Here is a 21,646-nt window from a genome sequence, read left to right as displayed (position 1 = left end):
GACAATGGGAAGCGGACGCTGGTCCACCGATGTCTACACGGCTGCCGAGAACTTCCGGGCGGCGACCGGCGAGAGTGCCTTCGCGTACAGCGACGGCGGCGCCCGGCAGGCCCACCCGGAGCTCGACCCGCAGGGTGTGTTCATGCGGGAGAGCCGGGACAGCTCGGAACACCCGGACAGCACGCCGATCGTGGTGATGTTCGACGTGACCGGCTCGATGCGGAACGTCCCGCGGGTGCTGCAGACCAAGCTGCCGCAGCTGCTCGGCCTGCTGACCCGCAAGGGCTACGCGACCGACCCGCAGATCATGTTCGGCGCGATCGGCGACGCCACCTGCGACCGGGTGCCGCTGCAGGTGGGCCAGTTCGAGTCGGACAACCGGATGGACGAGGACCTGTCCCGGATCGTGCTGGAGGGCGGTGGCGGCGGGCAGAAGCGCGAGTCGTACGAGCTGGCGATGTACTTCCTGGCCCGGCACGTGCTGACCGACTCGATGGTCAAGCGGCAGCGCAAGGGCTACCTGTTCCTGATCGGCGACGAGCTGCCCTACGCCATGGTCAAGCCGAAGGAGGTCCGCCGGGTGATCGGCGACGACCTGCGCGAGGCCATCCCGGTCGCGTCGATCGTCGCCGAGCTGCAGCGCAAGTTCGAGGTGTTCTTCATCCTGCCCACCTCGGCGACGTACGGCCGGGACCGCGAGGTCCTCGCCGCCTGGCGCGGCCTGCTCGGGCAGAACGTCCTGGAGCTCGACGACCTGGACGCGGTCTGCGAGACGATCGCGCTGACCGTCGGCCTGGGCGAGGACACCGTCGACCTGGAGGAGGGCCTGGACGACCTGGCCGCCTACGGGTCGGCGGCCGGTCACTCGGTCGGACAGGCGCTCGCTCCGCTGCACAGGCCCGGTCGCCTCCGGAGGCTGTGATGGATCACGTGGCGGTCGTCGACCTCGGGTACGGGGACGCCGGCAAGGGCACCGTCGTCGACGCGCTCTGCGCGAGGAACCGCGTGCGGGCCGTCCTGCGCTTCAACGGGGGAGCGCAGGCCGGCCACAACGTGGTCACCGACGACGGGCGGCACCACACGTTCGCCCAGTTCGGGGCGGGCACGCTGCGCGGGGTGCCGACCCACCTGACCCGGTTCACGGTGGTCGACCCGCTCGCGTTGTCCGCCGAGGCGTTCGCGTTGCAGAACCCGTTCCACCTGCTCACCGTGGACGGGGACGCGCTGCTGGCCACTCCGTGGCACCGGGCCGCGAACCGGCGCAAGGAACGCGTGAACCGGCACGGCTCGTGCGGGATGGGGGTGGGCGAGACCATGGCGTACGCCCTGGAGCATCCGGAGGCGCCCCGGGTCTCCGACGTGCTCTCACCGGCGCGGCTGCGGCGGCGGCTGGCCGCGGTGCAGGAGGCGTACGGCTACACCGACACCCCGCTCGACGACGTGCTGGACGCGTTCGTCGCGTTCGGCCGGGCGGTCACGATCACGCACGAGAGCTACACCATGCGGTTGCTCGCCGAGGGGCCGTGCGTGTTCGAGGGCGCCCAGGGTGTGCTGCTCGACGAGTGGCGCGGATGGCACCCGCACACCACCTGGTCGACCACGACGTTCGACAACGTGGCCGAGCTGTGCCCGTCGTTCCGGCGGCTCGGGGTGGTGCGGACGTACACGACGCGGCACGGGTCGGGGCCGTTCGTCACCGAGGACCCGGCGCTGGACCTGCCGGAACAGCACAACGGGCACGACGAGTGGCAGGGCCGGTTCCGGACCGGGCACTTCGACGCGGTCGCCCACCGGTACGCCGTGGAGGTGGCCGGCGGCGTCGACGAGCTGGCCGTCACCCACCTGGACGTGGCCGCGCGGGAGACCGGGCTGGGGATCTGCACGTCGTACCGGGTGGACGGGGCGCTCTGGGACCGGATCGAGCCCGGACCGCACCGCGACCTGGCCCACCAGGAGCGCCTGACCGCCCGGCTGCACCGGGCCACGCCCGCCGGGCTGCACCGGCCCGGCGACTGGCCGGCCGAGATCGGCGCGCTGCTGGGCGCACCGGTAACCCTGGAGTCGTACGGCCCGCGCGCCGCCGACAAGCGTTTTGTCGCCGATGGCGTACGCGGGCCGTCGCACATACGACTCCCGGCGTATTGCCTGGTCTGACCGTCGGGAGAACGCTGAGAGCATCGGATGTGAAGGGAGAAAGCCCGATGCGCTCCGTCTACCGTGCACTATCCGGTTTGATCCTGATCGGCTTCGTCGTGCAGATCGCCGCGATCGCCGCCGCCTGGTTCCAGGTCCTCAACGACGTCGACGACGGCGGCGTCTTCGACAACAACACCCGCAACTGGGCGCACATCGTGCACGCCGTGGTCGGCGCCGAGGTGATCCCGCTGCTCGCCCTGGCGCTGCTGGTGGTCTCGTTCTTCGCCCGGATCCCGGGCGGGGTGAAGTGGGCCGCGCTGACCTTCGGCGCCGTGGTCCTGCAGGTCGTCCTGGCGTTCGCCGGCTACAGCGTGCCCGGCGTCGGCGCCCTGCACGGGCTCAACGCGCTCGTGGTCGCCGGGCTCGCCTCGGTCGCCATGCGCAAGGCCCGGGAGGCCGACGCGAAACCGGCCCCGCCGGTCGCCGTCGCCTGATGCGCACCTCGACCCGGGCCGCCGTCGCCGTGGTGGCAGCCCTCGCCGTGCTGGGCCCGATCGGCTGGTTCTGGTTCGACAGCCTGGTCACCGGCACCTACGACATGGCCGCGATGGGTTATCCGGACTACGGCGGCGGCCCGGCGACCGATCACGATCACCGCACCGGGATCGCGGTCGCCGACCTCAAGGGGCCGAGTGGCACGCCGGACGTCGCGGTCACGCTCACCGCGGGCAAGGCGGGCAGCCGCTACACGCTGAACGGCGCCTCCCCCGGTCCGGAGATCCGCGCCGTTCAGGGCCAGTTGATCCAGGTGACGCTGGTCAACGAGTCGGTGCCGGACGGCGTGACCCTGCACTGGCACGGTGTCGACGTGCCGAACGCCGAGGACGGCGTCGCCGGGGTGACCCAGGACGCGGTCGGGCGCGGGCAGAGCCACGTGTACCGGTTCGTGGCCAAGGACGCCGGCACGTACTGGTACCACTCGCACCAGGTCTCGCACGAGCAGGTGAAGAACGGCCTGTTCGGCGCTTTGATCATTACCCCGCGCGGTGCGACCAGGAGTGATCAGGTCGCGATGGTGCACACGTATCAGGGCAAGCGGACCGTCAACGGCGTGCCCGGCATATCCGATATATCGTCTTCGGCAATCAAAGTGGTCAACACGGATGCCGGACCGATCCGGATCTGGGTGAGCGGCACGACCTTCCGGGTCACCGCCATCGACGGACGTGACGTCCACGAACCGGGTGTGATCAAGGATCAGGCCGTGCTGGTCACCGCGGGCGGCCGGGTCGACCTGCGGCTCGACGGTCCCGGTCCGGCCCGGGTCGACGTCGGCGGCGGGGCGGCGCTCACGGCCGCCGGTGCGGTCCAGGCCGCGCTGCCGCGCGACACGCTCGACTTCCTCTCGTACGGAAAAAGTGGTTTTCTCGGTTTTGACCCGGACCGGCCGCGCCGCCGTTTCTCCTACGACATCGGGCGCCGGTTCGGATTCCTCGACGGCCGGCCGGGCCTGTGGTGGACGATCAACGGGCACCTGTTCCCGGACGTCCCGATGTTCATGGTGACCACCGGTGACGTCGTCCGGATGACCGTGCACAACGGCAGCGGCGAGGTGCACCCGATGCACCTGCACGGCCACCACGTGGTGGTGCTCAGCCGCAACGGCACCGCCGCGACCGGCAGCCCGTGGTGGACCGACTCGCTGGACGTGGCGGACGGCGACACGTACGAGATCGCGTTCCGCGCCGACAACCCGGGCATCTGGGCCGACCACTGCCACAACCTGGACCACGTGCCGGAGGGGCTGGTGGCGCACCTGGCCTACACCGGGGTGCGCAGCTCGTTCCAGGTCGGCGGACCGAGCGGCAACACCCCGGAGTGAGACCGGTCCACGCCGAGCGGCAACGCCCCGGAGTGAAACCGGTCCACGCCGAGCGGCAACACCCGGCGTGGACCGGTCAGGTCAGCATTGCCAGATCTGCGGGAGGGTCTGGCCCGATGCGGTCAGGAAGGCGAGCGAGCCGGACCGGCCGGCCTCGGGCTCCACGGCGACCGACCCGACCACCAGGCCGTCATCGGTCAGCGCCCTCGCCTTGGCGGTCCGGCCGCCGCCACCGGCCGACAGGTCGGCCACCGCGCCGTCCCGGATCAGCGCACCCTGCTGGGTGACCACCCAGCCGTCGTCGTTGACCGCGACGCCCGGCCCGAATCGCTGGGGGAACTGGCGGAACTCGCCGGTCCGCAGATTCCATCGAGCCGCCTCGCCCTGCCCCCACACGCTGCCGGTGACCCAGTCGCCGCGGGACGCGCTCGCCAGGGTGACCTTCCCGGCCGGTGCCGACAGCTTCCGGGCCTCGCCCCGCTGGTCCCAGCGGTACCCGGCCACACCGGCGCCGTCGCGGTAGAGCCCGCCGACCATGGTCCCGTCATCGGCCAGGTCGTCGACGGTGGCGCCGGCCGGGAGCGGCAGCCGCACCGGCGTGGTCGCACCGGCCTTCCACAGCAGCACGATCGTGCCCTTGCCGTTGTTCTCCCCCGCGGTGGCCGGCTCCGCGTTGACCAGCACGTCCCCGGCTGTGTTGATCATCGCGCCGGGATACGGTGCCCAGTTCCCGGCCGGCATCCCGAGAACGGTGTACTGGCCGTCCTCGAAACGGAACACCGACCCGCCGCCGGCGCCGTCGTTGACCAGCCCGACCACCACGCCGGCCGCGTTCACTCCGGTCACCTGCACCGACTCGGCCGGCGCCGGCAACAGCCGGGGGACCCCGTCGGTCCACAACACCGGCCGGAAGACGTGCTTCACGGTGGCGTTGCCGACGATGTACCGGCCGGTCGGGTCGACCGACTCGGCCTCCATGTCGGTGATCCCGTCCGGCAGCGGCAAGGTGCGCGGCCGGCAGGCGGCCGGATGCGCCACCGGGGCACTGGTCGCCGCCGGCAGGGCCGGCCGGTTGTCCGGACCGGCGTCGCTGAGCAGCACCTTCGGCACCGCGAGCAGCGCGCCCACGGTCAGCGCGGCACCCGCGCCGGCCCACACCGCGCGCCGCCGGCGGACCCGTTGCCGGGCGGCCGGAAGCACCGTGTCCATCGAGATCCGGCTCGGTGGCGTGGCGATCGCCGCCAGCCGCTCCCGCAGAGCCTGTTCCTGATCCACCCCGCTACCTCGATTCCTGGAAGGCGCCGAGCTCGGCGCGCAACGCGGCCAGCCCACGCGAACACTGGCTCTTGACATTGCCGACCGAGCAGCCGAGCGCCGCCGCGGTCGCCTCGACCGAGAGGTCGCTGAAGTAGCGCAGCACCACCACGGCCCGCTGCCCCTTAGGCAGGGCGCGCAGGGCGGTCAGCAGCTCGTCCCGCGCTTCGACCCGGGTGTCGGCCGGGCCGGGTCGTTCCGGCAGGTGGTCGCCGAGCAGCACCCGGCTCCACCGGCGGCGACGCTCGTCGAGATAGCGCCGCACCAGGATCCGGTGCACGAAGCCGTCCAGGTTGTCCGCCCGGACGGCCGACTTCCAATTCATGTACAGCGCGGTGACCGTGGCCTGGACGATGTCGTCGGCCTGGTACCGGTCCGCGCACAGCAGATACGCCGCCCGATGCAGCCGGGGCAGGCGCCCGGCCACATAGTCGACGTACTCCCGCTCGAGGTCAGAACGCATCCCGCTCCCCCGTCAGTGGTCCGTCACCCTTCTGTCGCGGGTGGACGCACCGGGGGTTGCATCGGTTCTACAGATACATTCCGGTCGGGACGGACTGCTTCGGGACGGTCACCGGCTGGGCGCCGGTGCGCAGGGCGTACAGCTCGGCGAGGGTCGCGCCGTCCGGGCCGATCCCGGTCGAGGTGCCCAGCCAGCCGACCGCTTCCTGGTACGGCAACCGCCCCACCTCGATGCTGGCCAGGCAGCGCCCGGGCCGGACCACCGCGGGGTGCAGCGACGACAGGTCCTCGTTCGTGGTGATCGCGATCAGGGCGTTACGCCCCTGCCCGAGCAGCCCGTCGGTCAGGTTGAGCAGGCGGGACAGCGACTGCCCGGCGCTCGCCTTGGCATCCCCGCTGATCAGCTCGTCGCAGTCCTCGAGCATCAGCAGCCGCCACTTCGGCTCGTCCTCCTCGCCGCTGCCCAGCGCCACGCTCATCAGGTACGCCGGGTCGCCGAACAGCCGTTCCGGGTCGAGCACGCAGTCCACCTGGCACCAGGACCGCCACTGCTGGGCAAGGGCGCGCAACGCGGTGGTCTTGCCGGTGCCCGGCTCGCCGTGCAGCAGCAGGAGGCGGCCGGTGACGTTCGACGCGTCGACGGCCATCAGCCGTTCCAGGGTGTCGGCGACCGGCCGGGCGTAGTTCGGCTTGATGGTGTCCCACGGCGCGGCGCCGATCTCCCGCTGGGTGCGGCGCGGGCCGTGCGGGCCGTAGTGCCAGAACCCGACCGGCACGCTGTCGTCGGCCGGGGCCGGCTCCTCGACCGCGCCGGCGGTGACCGCGGCCAGGGTCGCCTCGGCCAGCTCGCTGGTGGTCGCGGTGACCGTGACCCGGGCCCGGCGGCTCTGCTTCCAGCGCATCACGTGCAGCGACCAGCCGTCGCCGACGCTGAGCCGGCCGTGGCCGTCGTCCTCCACGGCGTCGCGCATCACGTGCGCGCCGGGCAGGGTCAGCGGCGCGTCGGCCCGCAGATTTTCCAGCCAGGTGGTGCGGCCGAACGGCTCCCGGCCGCTGACGAACGGGTCGAGCGCGATCAGGTCGACCAGGTCCACCAAGCGGTCGCCGTCGTCGACGGCGCCGGCCACCGGGAGGCCGGCGGGCAGGCTGGTCGGCAGCACACCGGCCGGCCGCGCCGTGCCGTTGGTGCGGTCGATGGGCTGGTGGGGGGTCCGCATCCCCACATGATCGCGGGCGGGCGGCCTGGTGGCATCCCCTTTTCCAGCCCCATCGGCACCCACCGGACGGGTGGCGCCGCTCAGCGCCGGGTCAGGACGAAGACCGGAATCACGCGGTCCGTCTTCGTCTGATAGCCGGCGTAGTTCGGGAACGCCTCGACCGCCCTCTGCCACCAGACCTCCCGCTCGGCGCCGGACAGCTCCCGCGCCTCGTAGTCGTGCCGTTCCGGGCCGTCCTGCACCTCGACCTGCGGGTTCTTGCGCAGGTTGTAGACCCACACCGGGTTCTTCGGGGCGCCGCCGAGGGAGCCGACCGCGAGGTACTCCCCCTCGTGCTCGACCCGCATCAACGGGGTCTTGCGCAGCTTGCCGGATTTCGCGCCGACGCTCGTCACCACCACGATCGGCTTGCCCTGGATGTCGTTGGCCTGGGCGCCGTCGGTCGCGTCGTACTTCTCGGCCTGCTTGCGGGCCCAGTCGGATGTGCTCGGTTCGTACTCACCGGTCAGCGGCATACGCCCGAGTCTACGGCGATCACCGCACCGCAACCGCACCCCGCACGGCCCTCGATCGCACTCCGGTGGCCCGATCTTTCACGTAGGGCTGGTCACCGGGGCGGCCGCCGACGAGGGGTGGACTTGATGCGGCCGAGGACTTTCGCGGGCATGGTGACGGCGGCGGCGCTCGCCACGGTGGGTGCTCTGGTCCTGCCGATCGGCGGCCCGGGCTGGGAACCGATCTCGTACGCCCTGGCCGCGAGCCCCGAGCAGGTGCTGCCGGCCGAGGTGTCCGCCGCGAAGCCGGCCCGGGTGGTCAGCACCACGCTGGACGCCGACGGGCGCCCGGTGATCACGGTGCGCGAGGCCCACGATCGGGTGACCGCCGCCCGGCTGGTGGTGCAGGCCCAGCAGGCCGCGAACGCGCTCGGGGTGGAGATCGACGGGATGGTGCACGCGTTGGAGGCGCCGGGTGGCTCCGACCCGTACCGAAGCAAGCAGTGGGATCTCGCGACCACGCACGTGCCCGCAGCCTGGCAGCGGTCGACAGGCGCCGGGGTGACCGTCGCGGTCCTGGACACCGGGGTCGACGCGAGCCACCCGGACCTGGCCGGACACGTGCTGACCGGCTGGGACGCGGTCGCCGGCACGACCGGCGGGAACACCGACCCGGAGGGGCACGGCACCCACGTGGCCGGCACGATCGCCGCACTCACCGGCAACGGAATCGGTGTGTCCGGCATCGCCCCTGACGTGACGATCCTGCCGGTGCGGGTGCTGGACGCGGAGGGCGCCGGGGACACCTCGGACACCGCCGAGGGCGTGATCTGGGCCGCCGACCACGGCGCCGACGTGATCAACATGTCGCTGGGTGGGACGAAGCAGTCCAGCGCGCTCACCAACGCGATCGCCTACGCCCGGGGCAAGGGTGTGGTCGTGGTCGCCGCGGCCGGCAACGACCGGGCCAAGGGCAGCCCGACCAGCTACCCGGGCGCCGACCCCGGCGTGATCGCGGTGGCCGCCACCGACGCGTCGGACGCGGTCGAGTCCTACTCGAACGCGGGCAGTTACGTGGACGTGGCAGCTCCTGGCAGTCTGATCCTGAACACCTATCCGACCGCGCTGGCCGCCACCGGCTACGCCACCATGAGCGGCACCTCGATGGCCTCGCCGCACGTCGCGGCGGTCGCCGCGCTGCTGCTCGCAGCGCGTCCGGGCCTCAACCCGGACCAGGTCGAGGCCGCGCTCGAGGACTCCGCGATCGATCTCGGGACGGCGGGCAAGGACAACGACTTCGGGTACGGCCGGATCGACGCGGTGACCGCTCTCGATCAGGTGGCACCGACCACCACCCCGTCACCGGCACCCACCGCCGCGCCGGTGGTCGCCACGCCGGTCGTGACCGCGAGCCCGGCCACCCGGACCGTCACCTACCAGGCCCGCACCAGCACCGCGTTCCGGGTGACCGCGGACGGCGCGCCCTGGGCGAACCGGCCGGTCTCGGTCTGCGTCTCGGTCGGCGGCGGCAGCTGGTCCTGCGGCTCGGCGACGACCGGCGCGACCGGCACGTACACCGTGACCCGCACCGCCACGGCCTCCTTCCGGATCCGGCTGACCGTGCCCGCCAGCAGCACCAACACCACCGCGGTGGCGACCAGCAGCTACACCGTCAAGGCCGCGGTCGCGGTCCGGCGCAGCGCCAAGAAGACCTTGACGGTACGGGTGACCGGCGCCGCCGGGCAGAAGCTGACCGTCCAGCGGTATACGAGCAAGCGCTGGACCACGGTGAAGAGCTACCCGGCCACCAGCAGCCGGACCGTCACCGGGCTGGTCAGCGGCGGCAGCTACCGGGTGGTGCTGTCCTCCACCACGAGCGTGACCGGCGTGACGAGTGCGACCGTGAAGGCCTGACCCGGGGACGCCACCCCGTAACGATCATGCGGTTTACTCGTCGGCATGGGCATCATCTCCCGAGGCTTCGGCGGGCGGCGGCGTGACTCCGCACCCGACCTGCCGCCCGGCCAGTACCTGACACACGACTTCCCGGTCCTCTCGGCCGGGCCGACCCCGCGCATCCCGCTCGACCGGTGGAGTTTCACCATCGCCACCGAGGTCGGGCAGAAGCACACCTGGGACTGGAAGGCGTTCACCGCGCTGCCGGCCGAGGAGATCACCAAGGACATCCACTGCGTCACCAAGTGGTCGAAGCTCGGCACCACCTGGAAGGGCGTCTCGCTGGACACGCTCTTCGAGGAGGTGGAGACCGCCGCGGACTACGTGATGGCGCACAGCAAGGGCGGCTACACCACCAACGTGCCGTTCGAGGACCTGCTCGACGGCAAGGCGTGGATCGCGTACGAGTTCGACGGCGAGCCGCTCGACCCGGAGCACGGCGGCCCGGCCCGGCTGCTGATCCCGCACCTGTACTTCTGGAAGTCCGCCAAGTGGGTCAACGGCCTGCAGATGCTGCTGGAGGACGAGCCCGGGTTCTGGGAGGCGGCCGGCTACCACATGTACGGCGACCCCTGGTCGGAACAGCGCTACTCGGGTGACTAAGCCGCGCACCCTGACCTGGCGGGCCGGCACCGTGACCGCGGTACGCCAGGAGACCCCGTCGGCCCGCACCCTGGTCCTGGACGTACCGGACTGGACCGGCCACCTCCCCGGCCAGCACGTCGACCTGCGCCTGACCGCCGAGGACGGCTACTCGGCCCAGCGCAGCTACTCGATCGCGTCGGCCGGCAGCGGCCCGCTGGAGATCACGATCCAGCGCCTCGAGGACGGTGAGGTGTCGCCGTACCTCACCGACGTCGTCGAGACCGGCGACCAGATCGAACTGCGCGGGCCGATCGGCGGCTGGTTCGTCTGGCGCTCCGCACAGCCGGCCCCGGTCCTGCTGGTCGCGGGCGGCTCCGGGATCGTCCCGCTGATGGCGATGATCCGCGAGCGCGGCCAGGTCCGCGGCCGCCAGCCGTTCCGGCTGATCTACTCGGTCCGCTCGCCCGAGGACGCCTGCTACGCCGACGAGCTCCAGCGCCGGGTCCGCGACGACCCGGGTCTCGACGTGCACATGGTCTACACCCGCACGGCGCCGGCCGGCTGGCCCACCCCGCCGAAACGGATCGACGTGGCCACGGTCAACAGCCACGGCTGGCCGCCGGACTTCGCCCCGGACGTCTTCGTCTGCGGCCCGAGCTCGTTCGTCGAGACCGCGGCCGACATCCTGGTCGCCCTCGGCCACGACCCGAAGAAGGTCCGCACCGAACGCTTCGGCGGCGCCTGATTCTTTTCGGTACGACCACCGCGCCCAGCCCGGCTCCAGCACCCCCACAAGGCGGTCCCCGCCCGGGCCTTGGCTGGCGCTCAGGGGTGCCTCAAGCCCGTCGAGACAACCCTCAGCACCAGCCCGCTTCTCCCGGCTGGCGCTCAGGGGTGCCTCAAGGCTGTTGAGACAACCCTCAGCACCAGCCGGGGCCTGGGGCGCGGCACGGTCAGGAGCCGCCGCGGGTCTCGCGCCAGACCGTGCCACACGGGACAGCTACGGGGTGCTGTCCAGGGTGAAGAGGGCGGCCTGCTCCGGGACCAGGAGGGGGACCGGGAGGCCGATTTCGGTCAGGACGCGGCCGGGGAGGGTGACCGAGCCTGCGGCCAGCCACGGGGGCGGGGCGTCCTGGACCGTGCGGGGTGGGTGGCCCAGGGGGCGGACCGTGTAGGAGCGGTCCGGGTCCAGACCCGGGAAGCGCAGCGGTGGGGGCAGCGCGGCAGCCGGGGCGTCCAGGGTGACCAGGGCGAACACTGCCGCCGAGCGGTCCTGGGCCACGACACCGTGCACCAGCACCGCCGGGTCCGGGGAGTCCGCCCGGACCACCACGCCGGAGTGCAGCAGCGGGCGCAGGCGTTGGTACTCGGCGGTCCAGGCCGCGATCATCTCGCGGTCCGCGGCGGAGGCCCGGGAGACGTCCCACTCGATGCCCGCGTGCCCGAACAGGGCCGTGGCGAGACGGAAACCCAGAGCTGACGTACGACCGGTGACGTGCGCGGCCCCGGCACCGAGGTGGCCACCGAGGAACTCGGGCGGGATCAGCACGCCGGTCCAGCGCTGGATCAGCTGCCGGTCCAGCGGGTCGTTGGTGTCCGAGGTCCAGAACCGGTCGACGTGCTCCAGGATGCCCAGGTCGATCCGGGCCCCGCCGGAGGCACAGCTCTCGATCTCCACGTCCGGGAATGCCGCCCGCAACTCGGCCAGCAGCCGGTAGAGGGCGGCGGTCTGCCGGTGCGCGGCGCCCGGCTCGAGCAGGTCCCGGTTGTGGTCCCACTTGAGGAACGCGATCGGGTACTCGGTGAGCAGCGCGGTCAGCCGGTCCCGCACGTAGCCGAACGCGCCCGGGTCGGCGAGGTCGAGGACGCGCTGAAAACGCCAGGTCGCTGCGGACGGCGGGCCCAGGACCCAGGACGGGTGGGCCCGGGCCAGCTCGGAATCCGGGCTGATCATCTCGGGTTCGACCCAGAGGCCGAAGTCCATCCCGGCCGCGTGCACCCGGGTGATCAGCGGGTGCAGGCCGTCCGGCCAGACGTCCGGGTCGACGTACCAGTCGCCGAGGGCGCGCCGGTCGTCACGGCGGCCGGTGAACCAGCCGTCGTCGAGCACGAACCGTTCCACGCCGACCTCGGCGGCCGCGTCGACCAGGGCGGACAGCTTCGTGAGGTCGTGGTCGAAGTAGACCGCTTCCCAGGTGTTCAGCACCACCGGGCGCGGCGCGGCGGGCCGGCGACCGGCACGGATCCACGGGTGCAGCCGGTCGGAGAGGCCGTCGATGCCGGTGTCTGAGAAGACCGCGACCACCCACGGCGTGCGGTAGGACTCGCCGGGCGCGAGCCGGATCTCGCCGGGCGCGAGCAACTCACCGGCGCCGGCCACCGAGGGGCCGAGCGCGGACCGTTCCGCCCAGATCCGCTTGTCGCCGCTCCAGGCCAGGTGCAGCGCCCAGACCCGGCCACGGCGGAAACCGAAGCCGGGCTCGCCGGCCATCAGCAGGAACGCGTCGTCGTGACCGGGGCGGCCGTGCCGGCTCTCCCGGCTCCACGTGCCGGAGCGCAGCGCGGACCGCTGCGGGCGGCGCTCGTGTGCCCACAGGCCGGTGAAGTCGAGCAGTTCGGACGCCTCGGCCGGGATCGGCAGCAGCACATCCAGGGCGGCCAATTCAAAATCGCCCGGCCCGCGATTCTCCACGGCGTGCCGGAACTGCAGGACACCCTCGGGCGACAGGACGACCTCGGTGGTCACGTGCAGGCCGTTGTCGGTGCTTTCCGATCGTACAAAAATGGTGTTTTCGGTGGTCTGGATGTCGGTGACCCGCAGCGTTCCCGCGGTCTTGCCGTCGCGGTGGCCCGACAGGGCGGGCCGCCCGCTCCATCCGTCACGCACGGTCGGGAGCAAAGGCAATTGCAGGGGTACGTCGATGGAGCTGGGCGGAATCGCCGGCACCTGGGTGTCGGCGAAGTCGGCGGGCAGCTCGCCCAGGTCAGGGCCCCAGTGCAGCACGACGCCGCGGGCGTCCAGCACGAAGCTGGCGCCCGCGGCACGGAGGTGGTGCAGGGTCACTCGGCGACCGGGATGCTCTGCGACTTCAGGTTGTCCACGGTGGTCGTCTGCGCCTTCTTCAGCGCGTCGATCAGCGTGCCGTTACCGGAGACGGCGGCCTTGAAGCCGTCCGACGCGGTGGCGTAGGTGGAGGTCATCGTCGGTCCCCAGGTGAAGTCCGGCGCGACCTGGCCGGACGCCTCGGCGAAGACGTCGTAGATCTTCTGGTCGCCGTAGAACGCGACGCCCTTGGACAGAGCCGGCAGCGTGGCGCCGGACTTGGTCGCCGGGTACAGGTTGGCCTTCTCGTTGAGCAGCGTAAGCGCCTCCTGCGAGGTGTTCAGCCAGATCGCGAACTCGGACGCCTCGTACGGGTGCTTCGAGCCCTTGAAGACCGCGGTGGACGAGCCACCCCAGTTACCGGCGGTCTTGCCACCGGCGGTCCACTGCGGCATCGGGGCGACCGCCCACTTGCCGGACGTGTCCGGCGCGCCGGACGAGATCGAGTTGGCGCCCCAGACCGCGGAGACCCAGGTCCACGCGTTGCCCTTGTTGTAGGCGTTGTCCCACTCGGTGGTCCACGGCGGCACGGTGGAGACGAGCTTCTTGGTGATCAGGTCCTGCCAGTAGGTGGCCACCTTGGTGGTCGCCTCGTCCTGGAAGTTCACCGACCACTTGCTGCCGTCGTTGGCGAACCAGTGGCCACCGGCCTGCCAGGCGAGCCCGGCGAACTGGTTGATGTCGCTCTGCGAGAAGTTGGTGATGTAACCACCGGCGGCCTTGACCTTCTCGGCGGCCGCGGTGTACTCCTCCCAGGTGGTCGGGATCGCGATGCCGGCCTTCTCGAACAGGTCCTTGCGGTAGAACAGCGCCATCGGGCCGGCGTCCTGCGGCACGCCGTAGACCGCGTTCTGCTCGCCGAAGCTGACCTGGTTCCAGGTCCAGTCGATGAACTGGTCCTTGGCGTCGCTCACCGGCTTGCAGGCGGCCAGGTTCTCCAGGCCGTCCTGGACCCGGAAGCTGGGCAGCGCGTCGTACTCGATCTGGCCCAGGTCGGGGGCGTTGCCGGCCTTGAGCTGGTTGAAGAAGTTCTGGTACGTGCCGCCGTTGCCGTTCGGGCCGGTCTGCACCTTGACCTGGATGTTCGGGTGCGAGTCGTTCCAGACCTTGACGACGTCCTCGATGTTCGGGATCCACGAGGTGAAGTTCAGGGTGACCGGGCCGCCGCTGGACGGCGCGCAGCTCGCCGCGCCGGTGGTGGCGGTCGTGTCGTCGTCACCGCCGGAGGAGCAGGCGGTCAGGGCCAGGGTGGAAGTCAGCAGGACGCTGAGTATTTTTTTCATTTCTTTCCGCCTTTGAGAGCGTTCCAACGGGGAGGGATGTGTTACTTGACGGCGCCGGAGCCGAGGCCGCTGCGCCAGAAGCGCTGGAGCAGCAGGAACGCGGCGACCAGCGGGAGAATCGAGACCAGGGCGCCGGTGAGAACCAGCATCCGCAGTTCCGGGAGCTGGTTGACCTGGGTGTTCCAGGAGTAGAGACCGAGCGTGACCGGGAACAGCCGCTCGTTGCCGAGCATGATCAGTGGCAGCAGGAAGTTGTTCCAGACCGCCACGAAGTGGAACAGGAAGATCGTCACCAGGGCCGGGAACATCAGCTTGGTGGAGATCTTGAAGAACGTGCGGACCTCGCCGGAGCCGTCCAGCCGGGCCGCCTCCAGCAGCTCCTCCGGAACACTCGCGGTGGCATAGATCCGGGCCAGGTAGACCCCGAACGGGTTGACCAGGCTGGGCAGGAACACCGACCAGAAGGTGTTCGTCGCGTTCAGCTGGGAGAAGATCAGGAAGAGCGGCAGGGCCAGCGCGGTGGCCGGTACCAGGACACCGCCGAGCACGATGTTGAAGATCAGCTCCCGGCCGCGGAAGCGGTACTTGGCCAGGGCATACCCGCACATCGCGGCGAGCACCGTGCCGAGCAGGGCGGCGCCGCCGGTGTAGAGGATGCTGTTGAGCATCCAGCGCAGGAAGACGCCGTCGCGGTAGCTGACCAGCTCGTGCAGGTTCTGGCCGAGGTTGAAGTCGGCGAACCAGAGCGGGGCGGTGCTGGAGAAGTCGCCGCGGGACTTGGTCGCGCCGACGAACAGCCACCAGATCGGGACCAGGAAGTAGAGGGTGCTCAGGCCCATGATGGCCATCGCTGCGGTCTTGGACTTCACTTCGCCGCTCCTCGCTGCGTGAACTTGAAGCTGGTCACTTGTCCGCTCCTCGCTGCGTGAACTTCAGGAACGTGAAGGAGAGGGCGAACGTCGCCAGCGCCAGGACCACGGAGAACGCGGCGGCCAGGTTGAAGTTCGGGATCGACGAGGTGGAGTACACCGTCAGGTTCGGCGTGTACGTGCTGGACACCGCGGAGCTGAAGGTGCGGAACACCTGCGGTTCGGCGAGCAGCTGCAGGGTGCCGATGATGGAGAAGACCGTGGTCAGCACGATCGCCGGCATGACCAGCGGGATCTTGATCGACCAGGCGGTCCGCAACGGCCCGGCCCCATCGATCTTGGCGGCCTCGTACACCTCCTGCGGGATGGCCAGCAGGGCGGAGTAGATGATCAGCATGTTGTAGCCGACGTAGACCCAGGTCACCACGTTCGCCATGGCCCACAGCACCAGGTCGGCGGAGAGCAGGTCCCAGTTCTTGGTGACCGCGGTGAACGGCGACAGGTTCGGCGAGTACAGGAAGCCCCACATGATCGCGGCGACCACACCGGGCACCGCGTACGGCACGAAGAACGCCAGCCGGAAGAACCGCCGCCCCTTGACCAGGCCGGAGTCGAGCAGCAGCGCGAGGAGCAGCGCCAGCCCGAGCATCACCGGGACCTGGACCAGGCCGAACAGCAGCACCCGGCCGACCGACTCCCAGAACGGGCCGTTCTCGAACACCCGCTGGTACTGCTCCAGCCCGCCGAAGACCTCGTGGGCCGGGCCGAACGTGCCGGTGCGGGTGACCTTGTAGAGCGACTGCTTGATGGCGTACCCGATCGGCGCCACGTAGAAGGCGGCGAAGAGCAGCCCGAACGGCAGGATGAAGACGAGCAGGTGTTTCTTCTTCGTCATGACCGGTCCCCCTGCTTCGTGTCTTCCCGGACCACTGCGGTGCCGCCGCCCTCGACGCGGAGCAGGCCGTGGACGTCCTGGTCGGCGACCAGATCGAAACCGGTCACCGGGTACTCGACCGGCGCCGCCCCGTGGTTGATCACGAAGAGGTAGCTGCGGCCGTCACCGGTGCGGCGGACGATCTCGACGTCACCGCTGGGCTGGAGGGCGAGGGATTTCACACCCGCATTTTTCGCGATATCTCCGGTCAAGTCCCGCAGGCTGACGGCGTCGAGCGCGGTCGACACGTACCAGGCCGTCCCCGCGCCGAACGTGTTCCGGGTGATCGCCGGTGTGCCCGGCATCGGCCCGTCGGCGTAGCTGGCGATCGTCTCGGCCGACGTGGTCCGCAGCCGCTCGGTCCAGAGCGTTCCGGTGCCCCCGGTTGTCAGGGCGACGTCCTGCTCCGGTTTCAGCGGCGCGAACTCCTCGGCCAGCACGCCGAGCACGTCACGGAACGCACCCGGGTAACCGCCCAGCCGGATCCGGTCCCGCTCGTCGACGATGCCGCTGAAGAACGTGACGAGCAGGTGCCCGCCGTCCGCCACGTAGTCGGCGATCCGGACCGCGGCCAGGTCACCCACCATGTAGAGGCCCGGCACGACCACCAGCCGGTACGCGCTCAGGTCGGCGTCCGGTGACACCACGTCGGCGGTGACGCCCAGCTCACGCAGCGCCCGGTGGGTGGCGTGCACCTGGTCGAGGTACTTCACCTCCTGCGACGGCCGCGCCTCACCCTCCGACGACCACCACGAGTCCCAGCTGAACAGCACCGCGACCCGGGACTCCACCCGGGTGCCGGCCACCTCGCCGATCCGGTCCAGCGTCGCGGACAGCCGCAGCACCTCGCGCCAGGCCACTGTGTCGGTGCCGGCGTGCGGCAGCATCGCGGAGTGGAACTTCTCGGCGCCCTGCGCGGAGGCCCGCCACTGGAAGAAACAGACCGAGTCGGCGCCCCGCGAGACGTGGGTCAGCGTGTTGCGGAGCATCTCGCCGGGCGCCTTGGTCAGGTTGTGCGGCTGCCAGTTGACCGCGCCGGCCGCCTGCTCCATCAGCATCCACGGCGCGCCGCCGGACAGACCCCGGGTGAGGTCCGCGGCGAAGGCCAGCTCGGCGACCGGGTCACCGAGGCGGTGGTCGAGGTAGTGGTCGTTCGCGATCACGTCCATCTCCGGCGCCCAGGACCAGTAGTCGAGGTTGCGGATGTGCGCGGTGACCATGAAGTTCGTGGTGACCGGTGCGGCCGAGCGGGCCCGCAGGATCTCGGTCTCGCCGCGGTAGTAGTCGAGCAGCTCGTCCGAGCTGAACCGGTGGAAGTCCACGATCTGCGCCGGGTTACGGGCCGACAGCGCCGCGCGGGGCGGCTGGATCTCGGCCCAGTCGCCGTACCGCTGGCTCCAGAAAGCGGTGCCCCAGGCCTCGTTCAGGGTTTCGATCTTGCCGTACCGGCGGCGCAGCCAGGAGCGGAACGCCTCGGCGCTGGTCTCGCAGTAGCAGAGCGCGTTGTGGCAGCCCAGCTCGTTGGAGACGTGCCAGAGGGCGAGCGCCGGGTGGTCGCCGTACCGGTCGGCGACGTGCCGGACCAGGTCGTAGGCCCGGTCGCGGAAGACCGGCGAGCTCGGGCACCACGCCTGGCGGCCGCCCGGGAAGCGGGTGGTCCCGTCGGCGGCGACCGGCAGCACCTCGGGGTGCAGGGTGGTCAGCCACGGCGGCGGGGACGACGTGCCGGTGCCCAGGTTGATCTTGATGCCGTTGGCGTGCAGCAGGCCGATGACCTCGTCCAGGTCGTCGAACTCGTACTGGCCGGCGGCCGGTTCGACGCTCGACCAGCCGAAGATGTTGACCGCGACCAGGTCGACGCCGGCCTCGCTCATCAGCGCGACGTCCTCGCGCCAGACATCCGGCGTCCATTGCTCCGGGTTGTAATCACAGCCCAGGCTGATCCCGGGTATAGACAAACGCAGGGTGCTCATAAAACTCCTGGTCACGGGTGTGTGCACGTGCACACATTTCCTAGCGCCTAAATGGGCGTTACGGATGTGTGAACGTGCACACAGTATGACCGGGCTGACACAAGGTCAATAGCGTTGGCGGGGATATCGTGATCGCATGCCGCAACCCCGCAAACGCGCCACGGTGCACGACATCGCGGCTGCCGCGGGCGTGTCCCGGGGCACGGTCAGCCGCGTCCTGAACGGCGGATACGTCTCGACCGAGGCTCGTGCCGCGATCGAGGCCGCGATCACCGAGGTCGGCTACGTGCCGAACACGGCCGCCCGCACGCTCAAGATGCGCCGCTCCCAGGCCGTCGGCTTCGTCGCCCTCGAGCCACACTCGCTCTTCCTCGACGACCCCAACATCGGCGCGATCATGCTGGGCGCCAACGCCGCGCTCTCCCTGGCCGACCACCAGATGGTCAGCCTGGTGGTCGAGTCGGCGCGCGACACCGAGCGGGTCGGGCGCTATCTGAGCGGCGGTTTCGTGGACGGCGCGATCGTCGTGTCGGCGCGCACCCACGACCCGATCATCAAGATGATCAGCGATCTGCGGCTGCCGGCGGCGTTCGTCGGACATCCGCCAGATTTAGATCAAAATATTCCGTACGTCGGGATCGACAACGTCGGCTCCGCCCGCACCGTGACCGAGCGCCTGCTGGCCACCGGTCGCCGGCGGGTCGGCATGATCGCCGCGGCGCTGGACCGGGACTCGGGAATAGACCGTCTGACCGGGTTCCGTGCCGCCCTCGGCGACCGCTTCGACGCCGACCTGGTCGCGGACGTCCCGCACTACGACTACGGCTCCGGGGTCAAGGGCATGCGCCTGCTCCTGGAACGCGACCCCACGATCGACGGGGTGTTCGCCGCGTCGGATGCGATCGCCGCCGGCGCCCTCGAAGCGCTTCGCGAGGCGGGTCGCAGCGTGCCCCGGGAGGTCGGGATCGTCGGGTTCGACGACAGCACGTGGGCGGTGCGCACGCAGCCGCAGCTCTCCACCGTGCACCAGCCCGCGAAGGAGATCGGGTCGTGCGCGGCCCAGCTGATCCTGCGCCAGCTCAGCGGCGAGCAGATCACCCCGGAGGGCCAGCTGCTCCCCACCCCGATCATCTGGCGCGACTCCGCCTGACCCCGCCCCCGCCCCGCGCCACGGTCCCCCGGCTGGTTCTGAGGGGTGCCTCGAGGGCCGGGAGACACCCCTCGGGACCAGCCGGAGACCGCGGGCACGCGGCGGGTCCGGGCTGGCACTCAGGGGTGCGTCGGGGTGCCGGAGGCACCCCTCGGGACCAGCCGGGGACCGTGGGGCGCGCTGCGGCCCGGGGTGGGCACGGTCTTGCGATGGCCTCACGGGCGGGACTCGGCTCGTAGCCTACGGACGGGCGCTGGAGTATTCGTACCGTAGAAGGACCGGGACTCGGAGCGGCCGTAAGTGGAACGCTTGGTGGTGGGCTTCGGCGGGCGCGAGGTCAGCCGCCGAAGGTGGTGCGGAGGCGCTGGGCCAGGCTCGGGGGCGGGGGTGGCGGTGTCGGGCGGCGGCCCGCGGTGGCGGTGGAGCGGCCGATCGGGCGGTCGTAGTCGGCGGCGGAGATCGCGTCGATGATCTGCTCCTCGCCGAAGGACTCCGAGCCCGGGATGGACGGGACGAACCCGACGAGGATGCCGTCCCGCATGACCTGGGCCTCGAGGCCGGCGGTGCCGTCGTTGTCCCAGATCGCCTCGCGGCCGTCGGGGAGCACGACGCGGATGCCGAACTGGGTGAGGCCTGCGTGCGGGAGTTTCAGATGAGCGAAGACGTTGCGCTCGCGAAGCCGGTCGACGACCCGGCGGGCCCGGTTCTCTTCCATACCGCCGACCGTAGCCCGGCATTCTGGGGACACGCTGAAGACCCGCTCGGTGCTTGCGGAGAACCGCACACGTAACATCACCCAAGGTCATAACCCCAGGTCACATCGATGCATGTTACTCCCATGTAACAGGAAAGTCACCGGATTCCATTTCTCGGAGCCTTGACTTACTGTGCGGTAACCGAAGCGCTTCGGCCCCAGAAATCCCCCGCGGATATCGGAGGCCATCGATGATGAGTAGGGCTACCGTCCTCGCCTGTCTCGTCTCAACGTCCGTTCTCGCGCTCACCGTCGCCACCGCCTCCCCCGCCCAGGCGGCCGGCGTCGACTACGTCGCCCTCGGCGACTCCTACTCGTCCGGGGTCGGCGCACCCGGGCAGTCCGGCACGTGCCTGCGGAGCAACTACAGCTACGCCGCGCAGTGGGCGGCGAAGAACAGCCCGACCACGTTCCAGTTCCTGGCCTGCAGCGGCGCCGTCACCGACGACGTGGTGAAGACCCAGGTGCCGGCCATGAGCAGCGCCGCCGACCTGATCAGCATCACCATCGGCGGCAACGACGCCGGGTTCGCCTCGACCGTGCTGACCTGCCTGACCGGCAGCGACGCCACGTGCACGGCCAAGGTGAACGCGGGCAAGACCTACGTCGCCACCACACTGCCCGGCAAGCTGGACAGCACCTACGCCGCGATCAAGGCGAAGGCGCCGGGCGCGAAGGTGGTGGTGCTGTCGTACCCGAACATCTTCGACACGTCAGCGGTCATCTGCGAGATGAGCTCGACCAAGCGGAAGGCGCTGAACAGCGGCGCCCAGGTGCTGGACGACATGATCAAGTCGCGGGTGGCGGCGGCCGGGTTCACCTTCTCGGACGTCCGTGACAACTTCAGCGGGCACGGGGTGTGCGCCGCGAAGCCCTACCTGAACGGGCTGACCATCATCCCGCCGCAGAACTCCTACCACCCGAACTCGAGCGGGTACACGAACGGCTACCTGCCGGCGCTGACCAGCGCGGCCTGACCCGGACTGCGCCTCTCGCCCCGGGCCCGGGTTTCCGGGTTCCGGGTGAGAGGCGCAGCTCGCCGTCCGGCATGACGTTCCGCACGGCCGGGAAGTCTTCCGGGGGGCACGTGGTCCCCCAGCAGCACGACGTCGGTGAACGCGGGCAGGCCCGGATCCGGCTCGACGACCTCGACCTCGACACCGAACCGGCCCCGGCTGGCGCGCACGGTCGTCTCGCGTTCGTGGTGACCGCCGCCAGCACCAGCCCATGCCATCCCGCCTTGATCGATCGTGGTCGGGGGGGGTGGTGGTCAGGCTTGCCAAGCGGGGCCGGCAGTTGGTCGCGGTCCGCTACGCCGGTCGCTGCCCGCAGCCGGGCAGGCTGATGCAGGTGGGTGGGGGCGTTGCGGGCCGGGAGGTTCGGTCGCTCGGTGGCGCTTCGCCGGGCCGGCGTGGGTGATCGATGCCGGTGGGGCGGCCGGAGTCCGCGCTCAACACCGGTGGGGCGGCCGGAGTCCGCGCTCGGCACCGAAGGGGCGGCAGGGGTCCGCGGTGGGTCGGGGTCGGGGCGGTGG

General features: G+C 70.9%; 19 protein-coding genes. 9 read left to right on the top strand and 10 right to left on the bottom strand.

The window, feature by feature from the left end; all coding sequences use genetic code 11:
* Positions 1-4: 4 nt before the first annotated feature.
* From Apa02nite_RS31250 to Apa02nite_RS31235, 4 genes are read left to right on the top strand one after another with little or no spacing between them, the layout of a single operon-like run.
* A complete protein-coding gene (locus Apa02nite_RS31250; protein WP_067692713.1) occupies positions 5-922 on the top strand; it encodes a hypothetical protein in 918 nt (305 codons plus the stop codon).
* Complete coding sequence (locus Apa02nite_RS31245; RefSeq protein WP_203828218.1) at positions 922-2,154, top strand: adenylosuccinate synthetase; 1,233 nt, start codon at positions 922-924, stop codon at positions 2,152-2,154. The genes Apa02nite_RS31250 and Apa02nite_RS31245 overlap by 1 nt, the downstream gene beginning before the upstream one ends.
* Positions 2,155-2,201: 47 nt before the next feature.
* The gene (locus tag Apa02nite_RS31240; RefSeq protein WP_067692709.1) at positions 2,202-2,630 is read left to right on the top strand and encodes a hypothetical protein; all 429 of its coding nucleotides are present in this window, start codon (positions 2,202-2,204) and stop codon (positions 2,628-2,630) included.
* Positions 2,630-4,018 carry a multicopper oxidase family protein gene (locus tag Apa02nite_RS31235; RefSeq protein ID WP_203828217.1) on the top strand — a complete coding sequence of 463 codons (1,389 nt, stop codon included), beginning with the start codon at positions 2,630-2,632 and terminating at the stop codon, positions 4,016-4,018. Before Apa02nite_RS31240 ends, Apa02nite_RS31235 begins: the two co-directional genes overlap by 1 nt.
* An 81-nt stretch (positions 4,019-4,099) precedes the next feature.
* Here the strand turns inward: Apa02nite_RS31235 and Apa02nite_RS31230 are convergent, their stop codons facing one another.
* From Apa02nite_RS31230 to Apa02nite_RS31215, 4 genes are all read right to left on the bottom strand, one after another.
* Positions 4,100-5,293 carry a hypothetical protein gene (locus Apa02nite_RS31230; protein WP_203828216.1) on the bottom strand — a complete coding sequence of 398 codons (1,194 nt, stop codon included), beginning with the start codon at positions 5,291-5,293 and terminating at the stop codon, positions 4,100-4,102.
* Between the two features lie 4 nt (positions 5,294-5,297).
* Entirely contained in the window at positions 5,298-5,795 is a 498-nt protein-coding gene (locus tag Apa02nite_RS31225; protein WP_067692704.1) for a SigE family RNA polymerase sigma factor, read from the bottom strand.
* Positions 5,796-5,862: 67 nt separating this feature from the next.
* Positions 5,863-7,011, bottom strand: coding sequence for a DUF5925 domain-containing protein (locus Apa02nite_RS31220; protein ID WP_203828215.1), 1,149 nt, complete (start codon positions 7,009-7,011; stop codon positions 5,863-5,865).
* Positions 7,012-7,091: 80 nt separating this feature from the next.
* Positions 7,092-7,526: a nitroreductase family deazaflavin-dependent oxidoreductase gene (locus Apa02nite_RS31215; protein ID WP_203828214.1), complete on the bottom strand. Its 435-nt coding sequence runs from the start codon at positions 7,524-7,526 to the stop codon at positions 7,092-7,094.
* Positions 7,527-7,652: 126 nt separating this feature from the next.
* On the opposite strand from Apa02nite_RS31215, the gene Apa02nite_RS31210 reads away from it, so the two are divergent.
* From Apa02nite_RS31210 to Apa02nite_RS31200, 3 genes are read left to right on the top strand one after another with little or no spacing between them, the layout of a single operon-like run.
* The gene (locus Apa02nite_RS31210; RefSeq protein ID WP_203828213.1) at positions 7,653-9,419 is read left to right on the top strand and encodes a S8 family peptidase; all 1,767 of its coding nucleotides are present in this window, start codon (positions 7,653-7,655) and stop codon (positions 9,417-9,419) included.
* A gap of 45 nt (positions 9,420-9,464) precedes the next feature.
* Positions 9,465-10,064 carry a sulfite oxidase-like oxidoreductase gene (locus Apa02nite_RS31205; RefSeq protein ID WP_067692685.1) on the top strand — a complete coding sequence of 200 codons (600 nt, stop codon included), beginning with the start codon at positions 9,465-9,467 and terminating at the stop codon, positions 10,062-10,064.
* Complete coding sequence (locus tag Apa02nite_RS31200; protein WP_203828212.1) at positions 10,057-10,791, top strand: ferredoxin reductase; 735 nt, start codon at positions 10,057-10,059, stop codon at positions 10,789-10,791. The genes Apa02nite_RS31205 and Apa02nite_RS31200 overlap by 8 nt, the downstream gene beginning before the upstream one ends.
* 255 nt (positions 10,792-11,046) lie before the next feature.
* Here the strand turns inward: Apa02nite_RS31200 and Apa02nite_RS31195 are convergent, their stop codons facing one another.
* Genes Apa02nite_RS31195 through Apa02nite_RS31175 form a run of 5 tightly spaced genes read right to left on the bottom strand, consistent with a single transcriptional unit; the run spans position 11,047 to position 18,208 of the window.
* Positions 11,047-13,110 (bottom strand): alpha-galactosidase, encoded by a 2,064-nt coding sequence (locus tag Apa02nite_RS31195; protein ID WP_203828211.1) that lies wholly within the window; start codon positions 13,108-13,110, stop codon positions 11,047-11,049.
* A complete protein-coding gene (locus Apa02nite_RS31190; RefSeq protein WP_203828210.1) occupies positions 13,107-14,432 on the bottom strand; it encodes an ABC transporter substrate-binding protein in 1,326 nt (441 codons plus the stop codon). The genes Apa02nite_RS31195 and Apa02nite_RS31190 overlap by 4 nt, the downstream gene beginning before the upstream one ends.
* 41 nt (positions 14,433-14,473) lie before the next feature.
* Complete coding sequence (locus Apa02nite_RS31185; RefSeq protein ID WP_239164691.1) at positions 14,474-15,301, bottom strand: carbohydrate ABC transporter permease; 828 nt, start codon at positions 15,299-15,301, stop codon at positions 14,474-14,476.
* A gap of 34 nt (positions 15,302-15,335) precedes the next feature.
* Positions 15,336-16,196, bottom strand: coding sequence for a carbohydrate ABC transporter permease (locus Apa02nite_RS31180; RefSeq protein ID WP_067692669.1), 861 nt, complete (start codon positions 16,194-16,196; stop codon positions 15,336-15,338).
* Positions 16,193-18,208: a beta-galactosidase gene (locus Apa02nite_RS31175; protein ID WP_203828209.1), complete on the bottom strand. Its 2,016-nt coding sequence runs from the start codon at positions 18,206-18,208 to the stop codon at positions 16,193-16,195. Before Apa02nite_RS31175 ends, Apa02nite_RS31180 begins: the two co-directional genes overlap by 4 nt.
* Before the next feature lie 136 nt (positions 18,209-18,344).
* Here Apa02nite_RS31175 and Apa02nite_RS31170 point away from each other — a divergent pair, with 136 nt between their 5' ends.
* A complete protein-coding gene (locus Apa02nite_RS31170) occupies positions 18,345-19,358 on the top strand; it encodes a LacI family DNA-binding transcriptional regulator (protein ID WP_067692663.1) in 1,014 nt (337 codons plus the stop codon).
* A gap of 337 nt (positions 19,359-19,695) precedes the next feature.
* On the opposite strand, the gene Apa02nite_RS31165 is transcribed toward Apa02nite_RS31170, so the two are convergent.
* Entirely contained in the window at positions 19,696-20,073 is a 378-nt protein-coding gene (locus Apa02nite_RS31165) for a hypothetical protein (RefSeq protein WP_203828208.1), read from the bottom strand.
* Positions 20,074-20,306: 233 nt separating this feature from the next.
* Between Apa02nite_RS31165 and Apa02nite_RS31160 the strand changes: the two genes are divergently transcribed.
* Complete coding sequence (locus tag Apa02nite_RS31160; RefSeq protein ID WP_203828235.1) at positions 20,307-21,089, top strand: SGNH/GDSL hydrolase family protein; 783 nt, start codon at positions 20,307-20,309, stop codon at positions 21,087-21,089.
* Positions 21,090-21,646: the final 557 nt, after the last annotated feature.

The organism is Actinoplanes palleronii (assembly GCF_016862315.1).
Classification (GTDB): domain Bacteria; phylum Actinomycetota; class Actinomycetes; order Mycobacteriales; family Micromonosporaceae; genus Actinoplanes; species Actinoplanes palleronii.
This window is presented reverse-complemented; position numbering and strand designations above follow the sequence as displayed.

Coding starts and splice junctions, on each gene's coding strand:
- Apa02nite_RS31220 (WP_203828215.1), bottom strand. CDS start 7,011: ATGCGGACCCCCCACCAGCCCATCGACCGCACCAACGGCACGGCGCGG.
- Apa02nite_RS31165 (WP_203828208.1), bottom strand. CDS start 20,073: ATGGAAGAGAACCGGGCCCGCCGGGTCGTCGACCGGCTTCGCGAGCGC.
- Apa02nite_RS31170 (WP_067692663.1), top strand. CDS start 18,345: ATGCCGCAACCCCGCAAACGCGCCACGGTGCACGACATCGCGGCTGCC.
- Apa02nite_RS31210 (WP_203828213.1), top strand. CDS start 7,653: ATGCGGCCGAGGACTTTCGCGGGCATGGTGACGGCGGCGGCGCTCGCC.
- Apa02nite_RS31240 (WP_067692709.1), top strand. CDS start 2,202: ATGCGCTCCGTCTACCGTGCACTATCCGGTTTGATCCTGATCGGCTTC.
- Apa02nite_RS31250 (WP_067692713.1), top strand. CDS start 5: ATGGGAAGCGGACGCTGGTCCACCGATGTCTACACGGCTGCCGAGAAC.
- Apa02nite_RS31235 (WP_203828217.1), top strand. CDS start 2,630: ATGCGCACCTCGACCCGGGCCGCCGTCGCCGTGGTGGCAGCCCTCGCC.
- Apa02nite_RS31205 (WP_067692685.1), top strand. CDS start 9,465: ATGGGCATCATCTCCCGAGGCTTCGGCGGGCGGCGGCGTGACTCCGCA.
- Apa02nite_RS31180 (WP_067692669.1), bottom strand. CDS start 16,196: ATGACGAAGAAGAAACACCTGCTCGTCTTCATCCTGCCGTTCGGGCTG.
- Apa02nite_RS31175 (WP_203828209.1), bottom strand. CDS start 18,208: ATGAGCACCCTGCGTTTGTCTATACCCGGGATCAGCCTGGGCTGTGAT.
- Apa02nite_RS31160 (WP_203828235.1), top strand. CDS start 20,307: ATGAGTAGGGCTACCGTCCTCGCCTGTCTCGTCTCAACGTCCGTTCTC.
- Apa02nite_RS31190 (WP_203828210.1), bottom strand. CDS start 14,432: ATGAAAAAAATACTCAGCGTCCTGCTGACTTCCACCCTGGCCCTGACC.
- Apa02nite_RS31225 (WP_067692704.1), bottom strand. CDS start 5,795: ATGCGTTCTGACCTCGAGCGGGAGTACGTCGACTATGTGGCCGGGCGC.
- Apa02nite_RS31245 (WP_203828218.1), top strand. CDS start 922: ATGGATCACGTGGCGGTCGTCGACCTCGGGTACGGGGACGCCGGCAAG.
- Apa02nite_RS31215 (WP_203828214.1), bottom strand. CDS start 7,526: ATGCCGCTGACCGGTGAGTACGAACCGAGCACATCCGACTGGGCCCGC.